The sequence below is a fragment of the Flavobacterium panacagri genome (assembly GCF_030378165.1).
GTDB lineage: Bacteria > Bacteroidota > Bacteroidia > Flavobacteriales > Flavobacteriaceae > Flavobacterium > Flavobacterium panacagri.
The window spans coordinates 5375374-5392346 of sequence record NZ_CP119766.1 but is presented as its reverse complement, the minus strand read 5'-3'; the positions used below and the strand labels follow the sequence as shown (position 1 = coordinate 5392346).

The following is a 16973-nucleotide window of genomic DNA, read 5'->3' as shown; positions in this document are numbered from 1 at the left end:
CACAGAGTAAGACTGTGGTTTTATAGAAAAGTAATGAAATTTAGTATCGGAACCGGAACAACCATATTCATGAAATGTAAGTTTGATTGTGCCGGCGGATTAAAAATAGGAAATGATTCCTGTATTAATGCCAATTGCCGTTTAGACGCTAGAGGATTTTTAGAAATTGGAAACTGTGTGTCGATTTCAGAAGATGTTATTTTTCTAACTGCAGATCATAGCGAAGAACTTCTTGAAACTTCCAATAGAGAAAAAAAAGTTACAATAGGCGATTACGTTTGGATTGGAACAAGAGCGATGATTTTGCCTGGTGTTAATGTTGGAAAAGGTGCTGTTGTAGCGGCAGGTGCTGTTGTATCTCGAAACGTAGAAGATCTAGCTGTTGTGGGTGGTGTTCCTGCAAAATTCATTAAACACCGTCCTGAGAATTTTGATTATAAAGCAAACTATAAACGCTTATTTCAATAAATACTTTACATGCCTTTTACCTATTTTTTTCAGCAGTCTTTATTTGTTCTTCAGGTACGTTACTTCAATAAAATTGGAAGTCTTTTTAGAAAAATCGGGCTTCGGTTTCAAGGAATGAAAATTGGAAGCGGAGTAGATATTCCTAAAATCTATACAATTTGGCCTCATCAGGTTTCACTTGGAAAAAACTGTATTCTAGAACGTGGTATCTACTTTAAGTATGCAGGAATCTGGAGTAAAGGCCCTTCAATTATTATCGAGGAAGAAGTTTTTATAGGAGCAGGATGTGAGTTTAATATCAACTGCGGTATTCAAATATCCAAATATTCCAATATTGCTTCAGGATGTAAGTTCATCGATCACGATCACGGTACCGAAGCAGGAAAACTAATTGGTCCACAGCCTTCCATTAAAGCCGAAATATTTTTAGGACAAGATGTTTGGTTAGGCTGCAATGTAGTTGTTTTAAAAGGGGTTCAAATCGGCGAAGGCTCTATTATAGCAGCAGGAGCGGTAGTCACAAAATCAATACCAGCCAATCAAATATGGGGCGGTGTTCCAGCAAAATTTATAAAAAACCGAATTTAAATATAGAAATCATGAAAATAACAGTTATTATACCAACCTATGAACGGCCTGATTTTTTAAGAGAAACCCTAGAGTCTGTTTGGGCTCAAACAGTTTTACCAGATGAAATTGTTATTGGTGATGATTCAAAGAGTGATGTAACAGCCGAACTTGTGGCTAATGAACTTAGTAAAATTAGTCCAGTGCCTATCAAATACTATCATCACAAACCATCATTGTTAGAAGTGAAAAATGTTGATTTTCAATACAGACATGCTACAGGTGATTTGGTTTTGCATTTACATGATGACGATCCGATTTATCCAAATTGTATTGAAGATTTAAGAAGACCTTTTTTAGAACATCCTGAAATAATTGCAAGTTTTGGCAAACAAAGAATCATTAACGAAGACGGAACTTATATAGAAAATCCAGAATTAGTTAATGACGATTATTTTAGAACTCCAGACAGAGAAGGAATCGTTGATGGATTTATTGCAGGTGCTGTAACAATGTTTCCAAACAACTCGTTTCTTGTACGTAGAGATGCAGTAGTTTCAATAGGGTATTCGGATAAAGGTAGAGCTGGAAAGGCGACTGATTTCTATTTCGGCCTTCAATTAGGAAAACTTGGAAAACCATTTTATTTCGTAAACAAATTTACTGCTAAGTGCCGTATTGTAAAAGAATCACAATCTAGAACAGCGACTTCGGACAATGCCTATAGAATGATCAAAATTTTATTTGAAGACTGTAGTAAAGATCAATTGCAGATTCCTGAAATTGAAAAATCTATCCGCAATAATATCCCAATGGCCATAACTGTTGCCGCAAGGGTAAAAGATAAAAAGAACGCTTTTAAATGGCTTTTCTCTAAATATTACAGAAACAAATTAATAGGGCCAAGAGGTATCAAAAGAATTATTCTGGCAGTAAATCCGTTTTAAAATAAAAGGTATGACATCTAATAAAAAGGAATTCGATTATTTAATAGTAGGTGCAGGTTTATTTGGTTCTGTTTTTGCCCACGAAGCCAAAAAGAAAGGAAAAAAATGTTTGGTAATAGACAAACGTAACCACTTAGGAGGAAATGTTTACTGTGAAAATGTTGAAGACATAAATGTTCATAAATACGGAGCTCATATTTTTCATACCAGCGACAAAAGAATTTGGGATTATGTGAATAATCTGGTGGAGTTTAACCACTATGTCAACAGTCCGATTGCCAATTATAACGGAGAACTTTTTAATCTTCCTTTTAATATGAATACGTTTTACCAATTGTGGGGTGTGAAAACTCCGGAAGAGGCAAAAAATAAGATTGAAGAAGAAATAAAAGAATTAAACATTACCAATCCTCAAAACCTAGAAGAGCAGGCCATTTCTCTAGTTGGAAAAGACATTTATTTTAAGCTGATTAAAGGTTATACCGAAAAACAATGGGGACGAAAGGCTACAGACTTACCCGCTTTTATTATTAAAAGACTTCCTGTCCGCTTTACTTTCGATAATAATTATTTCAACGATAAATATCAAGGTATTCCAATTGGAGGTTATAATAAATTAGTCGAAGCTTTATTGGATGGCGTAGAAACAATGACCGATCAAGACTATTTTGAAGATAATGAAAAATGGAACGCTAAAGCCGAAACTGTAGTATTTACTGGCAGAATCGATGAGTTTTACGGATTTAAATATGGCAAGCTGAATTACAGAAGCCTTAAATTCGAAAATCAAACTTTAGATACCGAGAACTTTCAAGGAAATGCTGTTGTCAACTATACAGATTCTGAAACTCCTTATACAAGAATCATCGAGCATAAACATTTTGAATTCGGAAAACAGAAAAAAACGGTAATCACCAAAGAATACCCGCAGGAATGGGAAGAAGGCAAGGAACCTTATTATCCAGTCAATGATACATTAAATAACGAATTGTTTACAAAATACAAACAATTAGCTGATCAAGAAACGAATGTGATTTTTGGAGGACGTTTGGCAGAATACAAATATTACGACATGCATCAAATAATTGGTTCTGCATTAAAAAAAGCCTCAGATTTAATATAAGCGAAGTCAGAAAACAACATGAAAATCCTTTTTATCTGTGGCTCATTAGAACCAGGTCGTGACGGAGTTGGAGATTACACCCGTCGTTTGGCAGGAGAATTAATACAGCAGGGATATGAAATTGCCTTACTAGCATTGCATGATTTTAGTGCCAATGAAATTGTACAAGAATTTCAACAATCTGAAGGAAGTAAAATAACTGTAGTTCGAATTCCAAATAAAATGGAATCAAAAATACGTTACGCAAAGGCAAAACAATTTGTAACTGATTTTAATCCGGAATGGATTAGTTTACAGTATGTTCCATTTTCCTTTCAAGAAAAAGGATTACCATTTGGACTTGCAGGACATTTAGCCCAAATAAGTCAAGGCCGAAAATGGCATATTATGTTTCATGAGCTTTGGGTTGGCATGGACAAAGAATCTTCCTTCAAACATAAGATTTGGGGTAATTTACAGCAATACATTGCCCGAGAGGTAATAAAAAAAACAGCCGCTCGTAAAATTCATACACAATCAAGGTTTTACCAATTTCAATTAGAAAAAATAGGCTGTAAGGCTTTGTATCTTCCGCTTTTTGGAAATATTGAAGTAATTAAAAGTGAAGTTTTGGCTAAAGCCAAAGATACTTTGAGCTTTATAATTTTTGGAACCATTCATCCAAATGCCCCTGTTAAAGAGTTTATTTCAGAATTATCAAAATATGGACAAAATGCCAATCTTAAAGTAGAATTAAACTTTATTGGAAGATGTGGATCTGAATTGGATCACTGGCAAGCAGTCTGCAAAGACCAAAATATTGATTTTAATATATTGGGAGAACAAGACGCAGCAACAATTTCAAAAGTTTTGCAAAATGCTGATTGGGGAATTAGTACAACGCCATGGAGACAAATTGAAAAAAGCGGTACTGTGGCAGCAATGCTTGAACATGGTTTAGATGTGATCTGTGTTGCAAGACCTTGGACTCCAAACGGAAAAATACCATCAGTTAATTTAAATGGTATTTCAGAATATAAAGAAAATCAATTAGCAAGTATGCTTAATATTTTCAAATCAAACAACTCAAAAGTAGGTCTTAAAAAGATTGCAGATAGTTTTATAGAAGCTCTAGATTATAAATAATTAGCAATGAAAATAATATTATCCCATCCAACAGGTAATTCTAATGTTCGCGCTGTAGCAGAAAAATTAGCTGAACAAAACAACTTACTTAGGTTTCATACTTCAATCGCCATTTTTCCAGATAGTTATTGGACTAGATTAAGCCATTTTTCTTTTTTGAAAGAATTAAAAAGAAGAACTTTTAAAACTGGATTAAAGAAATACATTAGTACTTCACCGTGGAATGAGCTTTCAAGAATGCTGTTTTCAAAACTGGGAGTTAAGGTTTTTACTGCTCATGAAACAGGCTTATTTTCCATCGATAAAGTGTATCATAAACTGGATTCTAAAGTAGCTAATACTTTAAAAAATGCAAAAAAAAACGGAGTTACTGCGGTTTATGCTTATGAGGATGGAGCTTTAGAAACGTTCATTCAAGCAAAACAATTGGGATTAACTTGTATTTATGATCTACCAATTGCCTACTGGGAAACAGGAAGAAAACTAATGCAGGAAGAAGCAGCACGTCTGCCGGCTTGGGCAAAAACTCTTGGAGGCGGTATCTTAGACAGCGAAGCTAAATTAGAACGAAAACGTAAAGAATTAGAATTAGCCGACATTGTAATTGGGCCAGGATCATTTGTTCTTAATTCTTTGCCAGAATGGTCTCTGGATAAAATAAAAATTGTTTCTCCTTTTGGGTCTCCAAAAAATAATGCCACCACTCAATTAAGTGTCAAAAGTACAGACAAACCGCTCAGAGTACTTTTTGTTGGTTCAATGGGACAGCGAAAAGGTCTGGGAGATTTGTTTGAAGCATTTAACATGTTGAAAGATTTACCAGTAGAATTGGTTGTCTTAGGATCTTTACAGGCTCCAATGGAATTTTATACTTCACAGTTGGCCACTTTTACCTATGAACCTGGACGTTCACACGATGAGGTTTTAAAATTAATGAGAACCTGTGATGTATTCTGTCTTCCATCTATTGTAGAAGGAAGAGCACTGGTTATGCAGGAAGCCATGAGTCAGGGATTGCCCATTATAATTACACCAAACACAGGAGGCGAAGATTTAGTAATTGAAGGAGAAACAGGTTTTCTGGTTCCTATTCGTTCTCCAAAAGCAATCGTCGAAAAAATTAAATGGTTTGTAGAAAACAGAGACAGAATTCCTGCAATGGGCGAGAAAGCGGCAGAACATGCCCAAAATTATACATGGGATAATTATAGCGAAACGATTATTGGACAACTAAAAACAATATTGAAATAGTGCTAAATAATTATAAAAAATATCAGGCAGATACTGCAAGCCTAATAGAATTGGAAAATTTTGACGCCAAGGCTACTATAGAAAAAGATCCTTACAGCACATTAAAAATGGCTATTTGGGCCTATTTTTTTCTTTGGATTTTTGAAGGGGCTCTGCGTAAATGGGTTTTGCCAAGTTTGGCTACACCGCTGCTGATTGTTCGTGATCCTATCGCAATTTATTTAATTGCAAGAGCGATGTATCTCAAAGTCAAATTTACAAATGGTTATATCGTTTTTGCCAGTATCATAACTCTTCTATCGCTAATAATTACCATTACTTTTGGTCATGGTAATTTATTTGTAGCTATTTATGGTGCAAGGATTATGATGCTTCACTTTCCTTTAATCTTTATTATCGGAGCTGTTTTTACCAAAGAAGACATTTTAAAAATGGGACGTGTGTTATTAGCAATTAATATCTTCATGACTTTAATTGTCTATCTCCAATTCAGCAGTCCGCAATCTGCTTTTATCAATATTGGTTTAGGCGGAGAAGGAAGTTCGGGCTTTTCAGGTGCAATGGGATATTTTAGACCGCCTGGGACTTTTTCTTTCATTACAGGATTATCCTCTTTTTACATTATGGTTTCTGTATATGTGTTTTACTTCTGGTTATCAGGCGAAAAAATAGCTAAGGTTTTGCTTTACGCAAGTACACTGGCTTTAATTTTTAGTTTACCCTTAACAGTAAGTAGAACTGCAGTAGGAGGAGTGGCTTTAGTTGGTCTTTTTGCTTTAATGGGATCTGCAACTAGTTTTAAAACAATTATAAGAATCGTTTTAACCATTTTCGCACTCTTTATCTTATTTACCATTTTACAAAAAACGACAACGGTATTTAATTTAGGAACCGAAGTTTTCATGAGCAGGGTTGATACAGCCAGTGAACAAAGCGGTGGATTTGAGGAATCTTTCTTTTCAAGAGCCATAGACGGTTTTGTCGAACCAATTGTAAGACTGTTAAAAATGCCTTTTTTTATTGGTAATCTTGGAATGGGAACCAATGCAGGAGCACAAATGCTTTCTGGAAGCAATGGATTTCTAATTGCCGAAGATGAGCTGAGTAGGATTGGCGGAGAACAGGGGCTTCTTTTAGGCGGTATTATTATTATGCTTCGTTTAGGTTTAGCTTTGAGTTTGTTTATGAAGTCAATTAGACTGCCACAAGAAGACAAACTTCTTCCTGTAATTTTTTGCGGTACAGCATTGTTTTCTCTTACTCAAGGACAATGGGCACAACCTAGTATGCTGGGATATTCGGTCATGGTGACCGGACTTTTATTAGCAGGCATAAACAAGAACACGAAACCTCTTTAGATGAAAATCGTACTTTTTACACATCCTTCGTTTTTAGGACACCAAAGTATGCCTCGTTATGCCAATATGCTTTTTGACGGAATGGAAGAGCGTGAGCATGAAGTGATAATCTGGAGTCCAAAGGCTCGATTTTATAAACTCAGCGTTTTTAGTTTTTTAAAAAAATGGTTTGGTTATATCGATCAGTATATTGTATTTCCAATCGAGGTAAAATTTAAACTGCTGCATGCTTCAAAAGATACTCTTTATGTTTTTGCAGACCAGGCTTTAGGCCCTTGGGTTCCTTTAGTGAAAAACAAAAAACATGTAGTACATTGCCATGATTTTTTAGCCCTAAAATCGGCTTTGGGAAAAATTCCCGAAAATCCAACATCGTTTTCTGGTAAGAAATATCAAAACTATATTAGAAACGGTTTTTCAAAAGGAAAAAATTTCATCTGCATTTCAAAAAAAACACAAGAAGATCTTCAAGAATTGCATCAAGGCAGGATTGTAAAATCGGCAGTCTGCTATAACGGGTTGAGCCGTCCTTTTTATTCATTATCACCTTTTGAATCTCGAAAAGTATTAGAAGAAAAGCTAAAAATGAAACTGTCTGAAGGTTACATTTTGCACATTGGAGGAAATCAATACTATAAAAATAGAAAAGGTGTAGTTGAGATTTATGATGCTTGGAGAAGTAAAACCCTAAAAAAAATAAAACTGCTTTTAATTGGGGAAGAGCCAACTCAAGAATTAATTGAATTGAGACAAAAATCATTGTTTAAAGACGATATTCATTTTGTTACCAACTTAGAAGATCAATATATCAACAATGCCTATTCTGGAGCACTCTGCCTGTTGTTTCCTTCTTTAGACGAAGGTTTTGGCTGGCCAATCATAGAAGCAATGGCTTCAGGATGTCCAGTAATTACAACCAACAGATCTCCAATGAATGAAGTAGGCGGTTCGGCAGCTTTTTATATTGATAAAAAACCTTCCGATTCTAAATCGCAGGAGAAATGGAAAGAAGATTCAGTAAAAATTTTAGATAAACTTATTTCTCTTGATGAAGTAAAATCAAAAGAATTAATAGAGAAATCAATACAGCAATCCAAAAAATTTACCACAGAGAATTCTTTGAATGCTATCGAATCTATTTATAAAGAAATTAACCAAATTGTATGAAAGTAATCCATTATATAGCCAGTATTGATAAAAGCGGGGGCGGTACAACTGAGTATATGCGTTTGCTTAGTAAAGTATTAAAAAATGATATGACCTTCAGTATTGCTACTGGAATTTCCAAAGATCCTATTGCCATTGAAGGAGTTCCTGTGAAATTTTTTAATAATAAAATGTCAAGATGGTTTTCTTTAATGAGAGAATACAGAACTTTTCTTCAAGCTGAAGATCCGGATATTGTTCATATTAATGGAATTTGGAGCCCTCAAAATTGGGGTTTTCAAAAGCAGGCACAAAAGCTCGGAATCAAAGTAGTGGTTTCGCCACACGGAATGCTGGAACCTTGGATCCTGGCACACAATCCGTTAAAGAAAAAAATTGCATTGTTCTTATATCAAAAGACTGCTATCAAGAGATCTGTCTGCCTTCATGCTACTGCTAAAATGGAAGCAGAAAATATTAAGGCTTTAGGTTTTAAAAATCCGATTCATATTATTCCAAATGGCATTTATCTGAGAGATGTAAAAAAAATCAAAGAGAATTACGGAACAAAAAAAATGATTTTTATGTCCCGAATTCATCCTAAAAAAGGTATCGAGATGCTTATTGATGCCTGGAGAACCAGTAATACAGAAGGATGGACCCTTGAAATTGCAGGAAGCGGAGAAGATGAATATGTAGCTGGTTTAATTCAAAGTATTGAAGATTTAGAAAATGTTCGTTTTGTTGGAGCAAAATATGGTGAAGAAAAATGGGATTTCCTGCGATCTGCAGATGTAATGGTTTTACCGACACACAGTGAAAATTTCGGAATTGTCGTGGCAGAAGCTTTAGCGGTTGCAGTTCCAGTTATAACGACTCACGGAACGCCTTGGGAAGATTTAGAAATACACAAATGCGGCTGGTGGATTGATCTTTCGGTGCTGAATTTAGAAAAGACTTTGCTAAAAGTTTTTAATTCTTCTAATATGCTTTTAGAAATGATGGGCAAACACGGAAGAGAACTGATAATAGATAAATACGATATCAAACGAGTAGGAAAAAAAATGGTCGAATTGTATAATACGATTTAAGTCATGAAAATAACAATTGTTCAAGGTGCTTTTTTTCCCGTACCGCCATTATTGGGTGGAGCTGTCGAAAAAATGTGGTATGGTTTGGCAAAAGAATTTGTGAATCAGGGACATGAGGTAAATTATATATCAAAATCATATGAAGGTTACTCAAATATAGAAAACGAAGGAGGCATTAATCATGTGAGAGTTGGAGGTTACAAAGTACCGTCTTCGGGTATTGTTCTTAAGATTTTGGATTTGTTTTATACTTTAAAGGCTGTTCGAAAAATATCTAAGAGCACTGATATTATTGTTTCTAATACTTTCTGGCTTCCGATTCTTTTGTCAGCAAAACAAAAAAAGAAATGCATGATCGATGTGGCCAGAATGCCAAAAGGCCAAATGAAGTTTTATACCAACAATGGCCGATTAAGAGCTAATTCCAGTCCAGTTGCAAAAGCAATCAAAAACGAAATCAAAAACGAATATTTTGATAAGGTTGTCATGATTCCGAATACGCTTCCTTTTAGAAATACTAAAGCGATCGATTTTTCAAAAAAAGAAAATATAATTCTGTACACAGGCAGAATACATCCGGAAAAAGGTTTAGATATTTTAGTACAATCATTTACTTCCTTAAAAACAAATAACTGGCAGTTACTTATTGTCGGACCATATTCTACAGAAACTGGCGGAGGCGGAAAAGCATATTTGGATGAGTTAAAACAGTTGGCAGGAAATAGTAACGTCAGATTTTTGGAACCTGTTTTTGATATTGACAAATTAAACGAAATCTACTTTAAATCTTCGGTATTTGTTTATCCATCGGTAGCAGAACAAGGGGAAACTTTTGGAGTTTCGCCTTTAGAAGCCATGAGCTGGGGCTGTGCAACAATAGTGTCCAACTTAGAATGCTTTAAAGATTTTTTAATCCATAATAAAAATGGTTTGTGTTTCGATCATCGTAAAGAAGATAGGGTTGAGATCTTAAATCAATATTTAAAAGATTTAATCGAAGATCCAAAACTGCTCAACGATTTAGCAAAAGCAGGACTAAAGGTAAACGAAACACACTCTAACGAAAAACTGGCAGTAGAATTCCTAAATGAATTTGAAGCAATGAAAATCCAATAAAAACAATAATGGAACGAGAATACGAACAAAATTCGCCCTACGATTCTCCGTGGTCGGTTTCACAGCGAGTTAAAATGATGGTTTGGGAATATGTTTGGTTATTGTTATGCGTTTGGACACCAAAACCGGCAAACCGCTGGAGGTTATTCTGGCTCAAATTATTTGGTTGTAAAATTTACGGAAAACCGTTTGTACACCAGAGAGCAAGGATTCAGATTCCGTGGAATTTAATTCTTCACGATCATGCCTGTCTTGGTGATCGCGCAAATGCTTATACACTGGGAGTGATAGAAATATTTGAACATGCGACTGTAGGTCAAGAAGTTTATCTCTGCACAGGAACACATGCATTTGACAATCCAACAATGAATTTGATAACCAAAAAAATAATCATCCAAAAGGGAGTATTTATTGGAGTACGAGCCATCATAATGCCAGGCGTAACATTAGAAGAAAATGCTATTGTTGGGGCAGGCAGTTTAGTTACGAAGAATGTTGCGAAAAATACTGTAGTTGCAGGAACTCCTGCCAAACTTATAAAAACTAGAAGCTTTGAATAAAATTCCAATTACCGTAGTCGTTTCTGTCAAAAACGAAGCTTTGAATCTCCCATCTTGTTTGGAGAAATTAAAGCGATTTGATCAAATAATTGTAGTAGATTCAGGAAGTACTGATGAAACTATTCTTATTGCTGCAAATATGGGAGCCGAAGTAGTACAATTTCAGTGGAATGGCAAATTCCCTAAAAAAAGAAACTGGGTACTGCAGAATGTAAACCTTCGCCACGAATGGATTTTGTTTTTAGACGCAGATGAATTTGTTACCGAAGAATTTGTAAACGAAGTTGCAGTGAAAACTCTGGATCCTAATTATAACGGTTTTACGATACAGTTCGAAAACTATTTTATGGGAAGAAAACTTAAATATGGTTATGGTTTTCAAAAATCGGCTTTGTTTAAGAAATCTAAAGGAGCTTACGAAAAAATCGAAGAAGATTTATGGAGCCATTTAGACATGGAAGTTCATGAACATCCAATTATAGAAGGAAAAGTAGGCGTTATTAAAGCGAAAGTGGTTCATAAAGATTTTAAAAACTTAGAACATTACATTGCCAAACACAATGCCTATTCTTCTTGGGAAGCCAAAAGATATTTACAGTTAAAAGATTCTAAGAACGAGCATTTGTCTTTAAACCAAAAAATTAAATACGGACTTCTAAATACAGGATTGCTTCCAGTAGTATATTTTATGGGAGCTTACTTTTTAAAATTAGGATTTTTGGACGGAAAAGAAGGCTTTTATCTGGCACGTTTTAAATCACATTACTTTTTTCAAATTCAAACCAAAGTAAATTCAATCAAAAACAACATAGAATAAGTATGAAAAGAATATTGATAACTGGTGGCGCTGGATTTGTAGGTTCGCATTTATGTAAAAGATTATTGAACGAAGGCAATGAAGTAATTTGTCTTGACAATTATTTTACAGGAGCCAAATCTAATTTTATTGATTTATTGGATAATCCTTATTTTGAAATGGTGCGTCATGATATTACAGAACCTTATTATGCTGAGGTTGATGAAATTTACAATTTAGCCTGTCCTGCATCTCCGGTACATTACCAATACAATCCCATAAAAACAATCAAAACTTCGGTAATGGGAGCAATCAATGTTTTAGGATTGGCAAAACGTGTCAATGCAAAAGTATTGCAGGCCAGTACAAGCGAAGTTTATGGAGATCCTCTTGTACATCCTCAGACCGAAAATTATTGGGGACATGTAAACCCAATTGGTATTCGTTCTTGTTATGATGAAGGAAAACGCTGTGCCGAAACTTTATTTATGGATTATCACAATCAGAATAAAGTAGCTATTAAAATTATACGAATCTTTAATACTTACGGTCCAAACATGAATCCTGCCGATGGAAGAGTAGTTTCTAACTTTATCGTTCAGGCTTTGCAGGGAAAAGACATTACCATTTTTGGAGATGGTTTGCAAACGCGTTCTTTTCAATATGTTGACGATTTAGTAGAAGGTATGGTGAGAATGATGAATTCAGATCCCGCTTTTTTAGGCCCAGTTAATTTAGGAAACCCAAATGAATTTACAATGCTGGAACTAGCAGAAGCCATTATCGAACTGACCGATTCTAAGTCAAAAATTATTCATCTGGATCTTCCGCAGGATGATCCAAAACAAAGACAGCCCGATATTTCTTTGGCAAAAGATAAGTTGAACGGCTGGCAGCCTAAGATTCAACTGCGCGAAGGTCTGCTTTCTACTATCAGCTACTTCGACAAGCTTTTATTGAATCAATAAAAAGCACTTTTTTTCTTAAAAAAATACCATTATTTAATTCAACTGCTTTATTCTCAATTTCCTTATTAAGGAAACAGATTTTTGTTCACTTTATTCTCAAGCAGCCATTTTTGTGCTTTTAACGAGTTTTGTGGTGCTTCATCGAGAACTTTTTTTAGTAAAATACCTTTGTTTTAATTTTATCTTGAAATTGTGAAAGGCAGTTAACTATAGAAGAATATTTATCCTTAAAAATATAATTATTATGAGAGTTACTATAATCACTGTGTGCTACAATCGTAAAAACACTATTGAAAAAGCCATCAAAAGTGTATTGGATCAGAATTATGATAATATCGAATATATTGTTGTAGATGGCAATTCAAAAGATGGAACAAAAGAAATCATTGAGTCTTATAAAGATAGAATCAGCCATTATATTTCTGAGCCAGATAAAGGGATGTATGATGCTATTAACAAAGGATTAAAATTAGCAACAGGAGATGTTATTGGGTTAATGCATTCTGATGATGAATTTTATGATAATAAAGTGATTTCTAGAATTGCATTACGTTTTAGACACTCTCCAGATGTAGAAGGAGTTTATGGTGACGGAGTATATGTTTCTAATGATCAAAAAGAACGTTTGATTCGAAATCGCATCGGAGGGGTTTTCAGCCTTAAAAGAATAAAAGGAGGCTGGCTGCCATTACATCCAACGGTTTATTTAAAGAAAAGCGTAATTGATCAAAATGGTCTTTATAACCTTGATTTTAAGATAGCTTCAGATACTGAATTTTTACTTCGTTATCTGTACAAACACAAAATCAGAATGAGTTACATTAATGAATATATTGTTAAAATGAGAATGGGCGGTATGAGTACAAATTATAAAAGAGCCTTTGAAGTTTTAAGAGAAGATTATAGAATTTACAAATATCACGGTTTGACTGCAATTTCAACAGTTTTTCTTAAAAAAACACTCGCTTTAAAACAATATATAGTTCATTAATAGTAAAGGTGATCATTAGTTTTTAAATTTTGGAGAAAGTATAAAAACGCAGTAAGATTTAGGTTCTGAAAAGGACTTTTCAAGGAAAAAAAATAAAAAGCCAATATAAAAGGAAATAGTGAATGCAGGTTTAGTTAGACGATAGACATAGTAAAGGAGGTTATGGAGCACTAAATAGTTTTCATTTTATTTCAATTGAATGAGAGTAATTAAAGAATACTAAATATATACTACAATTAACATGAAGAAAATTTTCCTTTTGATAATTTTATTGCCTTTATTGATGCTGGAGTCTTGCACTACCAAGAAACAAATGTTGTATTTACAAGATTTGGACAGTTATGCAAATTCGACAATAAATTATACTTCGCCAAAAATACAGCCTAACGACATCTTAAGAGTTGAAGTAGGTGATCTTAATCCTTTAGTAGCGGCTCCTTTTAATATTACAAGTGGTAATGCTGGTGCACAAACTTCAGTAGATATGATGCGATTGTCTGGTTATCTGGTTAATCCGCAGGGAACTATTATGATGCCAATTTTAAATGAAGTTAAAGTAGGAGGATTAACACCGGCTAATGCAGAGATCAAGATAAAAGAACGTCTTATAAACGAGAATTATTTAGTAAATCCTACTGTACAAGTTAGAGTACTTAACAACAAATTTACCATTTTGGGAGAAGTAAATTCTCCGGGAGTTAAAGCTTTTACAGAAGAATCAATTAGTTTCTTGGACGCAATAGGATTAGCAGGAGATTTAACATACTCAGCAATTCGAAAAGATATAAAACTAATTAGAGAAGTAGACGGAAAACGTTTGGTGTATCATATTGATTTAACAAGTGCTTCGTGGATGTCTAATCCTAATTTTAGAATCAGACAAGGGGATGTAATTGTGGTAACACCAAATAAATTGAAAGCCAACAGCGGCGGATTAATCAAAGACCCATTACAGTTATTAGGTATAACGGCTTCTCTAGCGGCGCTGATTATTGTAATTACAAATTAAAAAATTGACGAAATATAAAGAGTATTCCCCAATTAGATTACAAAAATATACTCATGGTTATTAATGCGATTTTATCTTATTAATTAAATAGTTATGGATTTAAAAAAAGAATTTCTAAAGTATTTTCAATATTGGCCTTGGTTTTTGCTAAGCTTGATTGTGTTTGTTGGAGCTGCCTTTATTTTTATTAAAATAGTGCCACCTACCTACGAAACTTCAGCTACGATCTTTATTGACAAAAAACAAGAAGACCAAACGAAGATCATTACGATTAGTACAGATAAAAAAAGCAGTGAAGATAAATTAGATGATGAAATTCGACTAATGACATCCAACGAATTTTTATTAGGTGTGGTAAAGAGTCTGAATTTAAATTATGCCTACTATGAAAAAGTATTTACCGTTAAGAACAATTTTGTAAACGAAGTTCCTTTTGTATTAGTACCAACTGTTTCTAATGATTCACTGCCACTTGTTTCTTATGAAATTAAAATAGATAAAAGTGGTTTTGTAATAACTGAACCAGAATCGGAACAAACTTATAATATAGCGGGATACGATGGAAAAGAAGCTGTTGACGGATTACCATTTAAAATTCAGTTATCTGCGAAAGCAAAGAAAAATCCATCTTCCTATTTTGAGAAAGAATACAAAGTAAATTTAGAACCTACCAGTGTAGCTCTAAAAAATCTAAAAGGATCTTTGGTTGTTTTGTCTGATGCAAACGCAAAAGGAGTTTTAGAATTAAAACATGTAAGCGCAAATCCAGACCGCTCCCGAAAAATATTGAGCGAAATTATTGACCAGCTGGATAAAAGTATTGTAATCAATAAACAGAAAGTCTTTAGGAATACGGTTTCTTATTTAAATCAGAGAATTAAAAATTTTAGCAAAGAAAAAGATTCTATTGAAAGCGTAAAAGAAAGATATCTTCAGAACAACGATATTGGTGTAATGGAAAATTACGTCTTAGAACAAACCAGCGATAGAAGTCAGAAAAAGGAAAGTTCAATGCTTAACGAAAGACAAATATCATTGACCAATTTTGCTATTAATGATATAAAACAAGCTGGTCCAACACAGGCTTTAGGTACAGATTACAATTTAGAATCCAAGACAGTCAATCAAATGCTTATAAATTATAATGCAAAATTGATGGACAGCCAGCTGATTTTACAAAGGGCACAAAGCAATAATCCAGCTTATATAAGTTTGATAACGCAGTTAAAGTCGCAGAAGCAGGAAATTGTGAATAGCTTGGAAGGATACTTAAACTTCCTAAATCAAACCAGCAGAGCCAACAGATCTGAGCAGAGTATTGCTGAAGCTAAAGTAAAAAGCATTCCAACGAAAGATAAAGTACTAGGAAACATCAACAGTAATCTTACTACAAAAGAAGAAACTTATGTAGCCTTATTACAAAAGAAAGAGGAGGCTGTTTTAAATGGAGCTATTTTAGAATCAAACCTAAAAACGTTAAATGCGCCTGAAACTAATTACTCAGCAATTTATCCACAGCCAAAAGTTTTTATGTTAGGAGCTTTCATGTTTGGACTATTGCTTCCTTTTGGCATCACATATGTTCGCTTGTTTTTAGACACTAAAATACATAATGAAGAAGATATTCAAAAAGTATTTACGGATGTTCCAATTTTAGGACATATTCCAAAAATAAGTCTTAACGATAAATTAGACAATACAGCAACTTCTCGTTCTATGATAGCAGAAGCGTCGCGAGCCTTAATGTCCAATATATCGTATTTGTTGCCTAGGAAAAAAGAAAGCAAAGGAAATGTAATCTTGTTTACATCATCTATTCAGGGCGAAGGAAAATCATTTTGCGCCTTTCATAATGCCATAACAGTAAGTAATCTGAATAAAAAAGTATTATTGATTGGTGTCGATTTGAGAAACCCTCAATTGCATGACTATTTTAGTGTAAAAAGAAACATTTTAGGACTTTCAGATTTCTTAGCTAATAAAACAGATGACTGGAAAGAATTCTTGCAGAAAGACAATAATTATTCTAAAAATCTTGATGTTTTATTTGCAGGTGAAGCACCTCCAAATCCTTCTCAATTAATAACCAATTCTAATTTCGAAGCATTAATTGAAGAGGCCAAATCAATCTACGATTTTATAATACTAGATACAGCTCCAGTCCAGATAGTATCTGATACACTGAATTTTAGTTATCTGGCAGATGTAACGGTATTTGTAGTAAAATATGATTATACTGACAAAAGCAATTTAGTCCAGGTTAGCAATTTTATTAAAAAAGAACAGCTTAAAAACGTTGGAATTGTTATAAACGGCGTAAACATGAAAAATGCATACGGATATGGTTATGGCGTAAGTTACGGTTACCAATATCAAGAAGCAAAAGTAAAGAAACCTTGGTATAAACGAAGCATTGCTGTAAAAGGAGCTTAAATAGAAAACCTATTGACTAAAATT

At 34.0% G+C, this 16973-nt stretch carries 16 protein-coding genes; all 16 read left to right on the top strand.

Annotation, left to right across the window (positions count from 1 at the left end; translation table 11 throughout):
- Window positions 1-33 precede the first annotated feature (33 nt).
- The 16 genes from P2W65_RS22830 to P2W65_RS22755 all read left to right on the top strand — a co-directional run bounded on the left by P2W65_RS22830 (window position 34) and on the right by P2W65_RS22755 (window position 16949).
- The gene (locus tag P2W65_RS22830; protein ID WP_289661631.1) at window positions 34-468 is read left to right on the top strand and encodes an acyltransferase; all 435 of its coding nucleotides are present in this window, start codon (window positions 34-36) and stop codon (window positions 466-468) included.
- 9 nt (window positions 469-477) lie between these two features.
- Entirely contained in the window at window positions 478-1056 is a 579-nt protein-coding gene (locus tag P2W65_RS22825; RefSeq protein ID WP_289661629.1) for an acyltransferase, read from the top strand.
- 11 nt (window positions 1057-1067) lie between these two features.
- Window positions 1068-1982, top strand: a complete 915-nt coding sequence (locus P2W65_RS22820; RefSeq protein ID WP_289661627.1) for a glycosyltransferase family 2 protein — start codon at window positions 1068-1070, stop codon at window positions 1980-1982.
- Window positions 1983-1992: 10 nt separating this feature from the next.
- A complete protein-coding gene (glf, locus tag P2W65_RS22815) occupies window positions 1993-3105 on the top strand; it encodes a UDP-galactopyranose mutase (protein ID WP_289661625.1) in 1113 nt (370 codons plus the stop codon).
- 18 nt (window positions 3106-3123) lie between these two features.
- A complete protein-coding gene (locus P2W65_RS22810; protein WP_289661623.1) occupies window positions 3124-4230 on the top strand; it encodes a glycosyltransferase family protein in 1107 nt (368 codons plus the stop codon).
- A gap of 6 nt (window positions 4231-4236) precedes the next feature.
- Window positions 4237-5481, top strand: a complete 1245-nt coding sequence (locus P2W65_RS22805; RefSeq protein WP_289661620.1) for a glycosyltransferase family 4 protein — start codon at window positions 4237-4239, stop codon at window positions 5479-5481.
- The gene (locus tag P2W65_RS22800) at window positions 5481-6839 is read left to right on the top strand and encodes a hypothetical protein (RefSeq protein ID WP_289661618.1); all 1359 of its coding nucleotides are present in this window, start codon (window positions 5481-5483) and stop codon (window positions 6837-6839) included. Before P2W65_RS22805 ends, P2W65_RS22800 begins: the two co-directional genes overlap by 1 nt.
- The gene (locus P2W65_RS22795) at window positions 6840-8006 is read left to right on the top strand and encodes a glycosyltransferase (protein ID WP_289661616.1); all 1167 of its coding nucleotides are present in this window, start codon (window positions 6840-6842) and stop codon (window positions 8004-8006) included.
- Entirely contained in the window at window positions 8003-9076 is a 1074-nt protein-coding gene (locus tag P2W65_RS22790; protein WP_289661614.1) for a glycosyltransferase, read from the top strand. Before P2W65_RS22795 ends, P2W65_RS22790 begins: the two co-directional genes overlap by 4 nt.
- 3 nt (window positions 9077-9079) lie before the next feature.
- Window positions 9080-10192, top strand: a complete 1113-nt coding sequence (locus tag P2W65_RS22785; protein ID WP_289661612.1) for a glycosyltransferase family 4 protein — start codon at window positions 9080-9082, stop codon at window positions 10190-10192.
- Window positions 10193-10200: 8 nt separating this feature from the next.
- Entirely contained in the window at window positions 10201-10752 is a 552-nt protein-coding gene (locus P2W65_RS22780) for a DapH/DapD/GlmU-related protein (RefSeq protein ID WP_289661610.1), read from the top strand.
- The gene (locus P2W65_RS22775; RefSeq protein WP_289661607.1) at window positions 10745-11569 is read left to right on the top strand and encodes a glycosyltransferase family 2 protein; all 825 of its coding nucleotides are present in this window, start codon (window positions 10745-10747) and stop codon (window positions 11567-11569) included. Before P2W65_RS22780 ends, P2W65_RS22775 begins: the two co-directional genes overlap by 8 nt.
- A gap of 2 nt (window positions 11570-11571) precedes the next feature.
- Window positions 11572-12516, top strand: a complete 945-nt coding sequence (locus P2W65_RS22770) for a UDP-glucuronic acid decarboxylase family protein (RefSeq protein WP_289661605.1) — start codon at window positions 11572-11574, stop codon at window positions 12514-12516.
- Between the two features lie 244 nt (window positions 12517-12760).
- The gene (locus tag P2W65_RS22765) at window positions 12761-13507 is read left to right on the top strand and encodes a glycosyltransferase family 2 protein (RefSeq protein ID WP_289661603.1); all 747 of its coding nucleotides are present in this window, start codon (window positions 12761-12763) and stop codon (window positions 13505-13507) included.
- A gap of 241 nt (window positions 13508-13748) precedes the next feature.
- A complete protein-coding gene (locus P2W65_RS22760) occupies window positions 13749-14516 on the top strand; it encodes a polysaccharide biosynthesis/export family protein (protein ID WP_289661601.1) in 768 nt (255 codons plus the stop codon).
- A gap of 93 nt (window positions 14517-14609) precedes the next feature.
- A complete protein-coding gene (locus P2W65_RS22755; RefSeq protein WP_289661598.1) occupies window positions 14610-16949 on the top strand; it encodes a GumC family protein in 2340 nt (779 codons plus the stop codon).
- The last annotated feature ends 24 nt before the right edge of the window (window positions 16950-16973 follow it).

Bases quoted from the DNA above. Each gene is read 5' to 3' on its own strand.
- P2W65_RS22830 (WP_289661631.1), top strand. From the start codon at position 34: ATGAAATTTAGTATCGGAACCGGAACAACCATATTCATGAAATGTAAG.
- P2W65_RS22825 (WP_289661629.1), top strand. From the start codon at position 478: ATGCCTTTTACCTATTTTTTTCAGCAGTCTTTATTTGTTCTTCAGGTA.
- P2W65_RS22820 (WP_289661627.1), top strand. From the start codon at position 1,068: ATGAAAATAACAGTTATTATACCAACCTATGAACGGCCTGATTTTTTA.
- glf (WP_289661625.1), top strand. From the start codon at position 1,993: ATGACATCTAATAAAAAGGAATTCGATTATTTAATAGTAGGTGCAGGT.
- P2W65_RS22810 (WP_289661623.1), top strand. From the start codon at position 3,124: ATGAAAATCCTTTTTATCTGTGGCTCATTAGAACCAGGTCGTGACGGA.
- P2W65_RS22805 (WP_289661620.1), top strand. From the start codon at position 4,237: ATGAAAATAATATTATCCCATCCAACAGGTAATTCTAATGTTCGCGCT.
- P2W65_RS22795 (WP_289661616.1), top strand. From the start codon at position 6,840: ATGAAAATCGTACTTTTTACACATCCTTCGTTTTTAGGACACCAAAGT.
- P2W65_RS22790 (WP_289661614.1), top strand. From the start codon at position 8,003: ATGAAAGTAATCCATTATATAGCCAGTATTGATAAAAGCGGGGGCGGT.
- P2W65_RS22785 (WP_289661612.1), top strand. From the start codon at position 9,080: ATGAAAATAACAATTGTTCAAGGTGCTTTTTTTCCCGTACCGCCATTA.
- P2W65_RS22780 (WP_289661610.1), top strand. From the start codon at position 10,201: ATGGAACGAGAATACGAACAAAATTCGCCCTACGATTCTCCGTGGTCG.
- P2W65_RS22770 (WP_289661605.1), top strand. From the start codon at position 11,572: ATGAAAAGAATATTGATAACTGGTGGCGCTGGATTTGTAGGTTCGCAT.
- P2W65_RS22765 (WP_289661603.1), top strand. From the start codon at position 12,761: ATGAGAGTTACTATAATCACTGTGTGCTACAATCGTAAAAACACTATT.
- P2W65_RS22760 (WP_289661601.1), top strand. From the start codon at position 13,749: ATGAAGAAAATTTTCCTTTTGATAATTTTATTGCCTTTATTGATGCTG.
- P2W65_RS22755 (WP_289661598.1), top strand. From the start codon at position 14,610: ATGGATTTAAAAAAAGAATTTCTAAAGTATTTTCAATATTGGCCTTGG.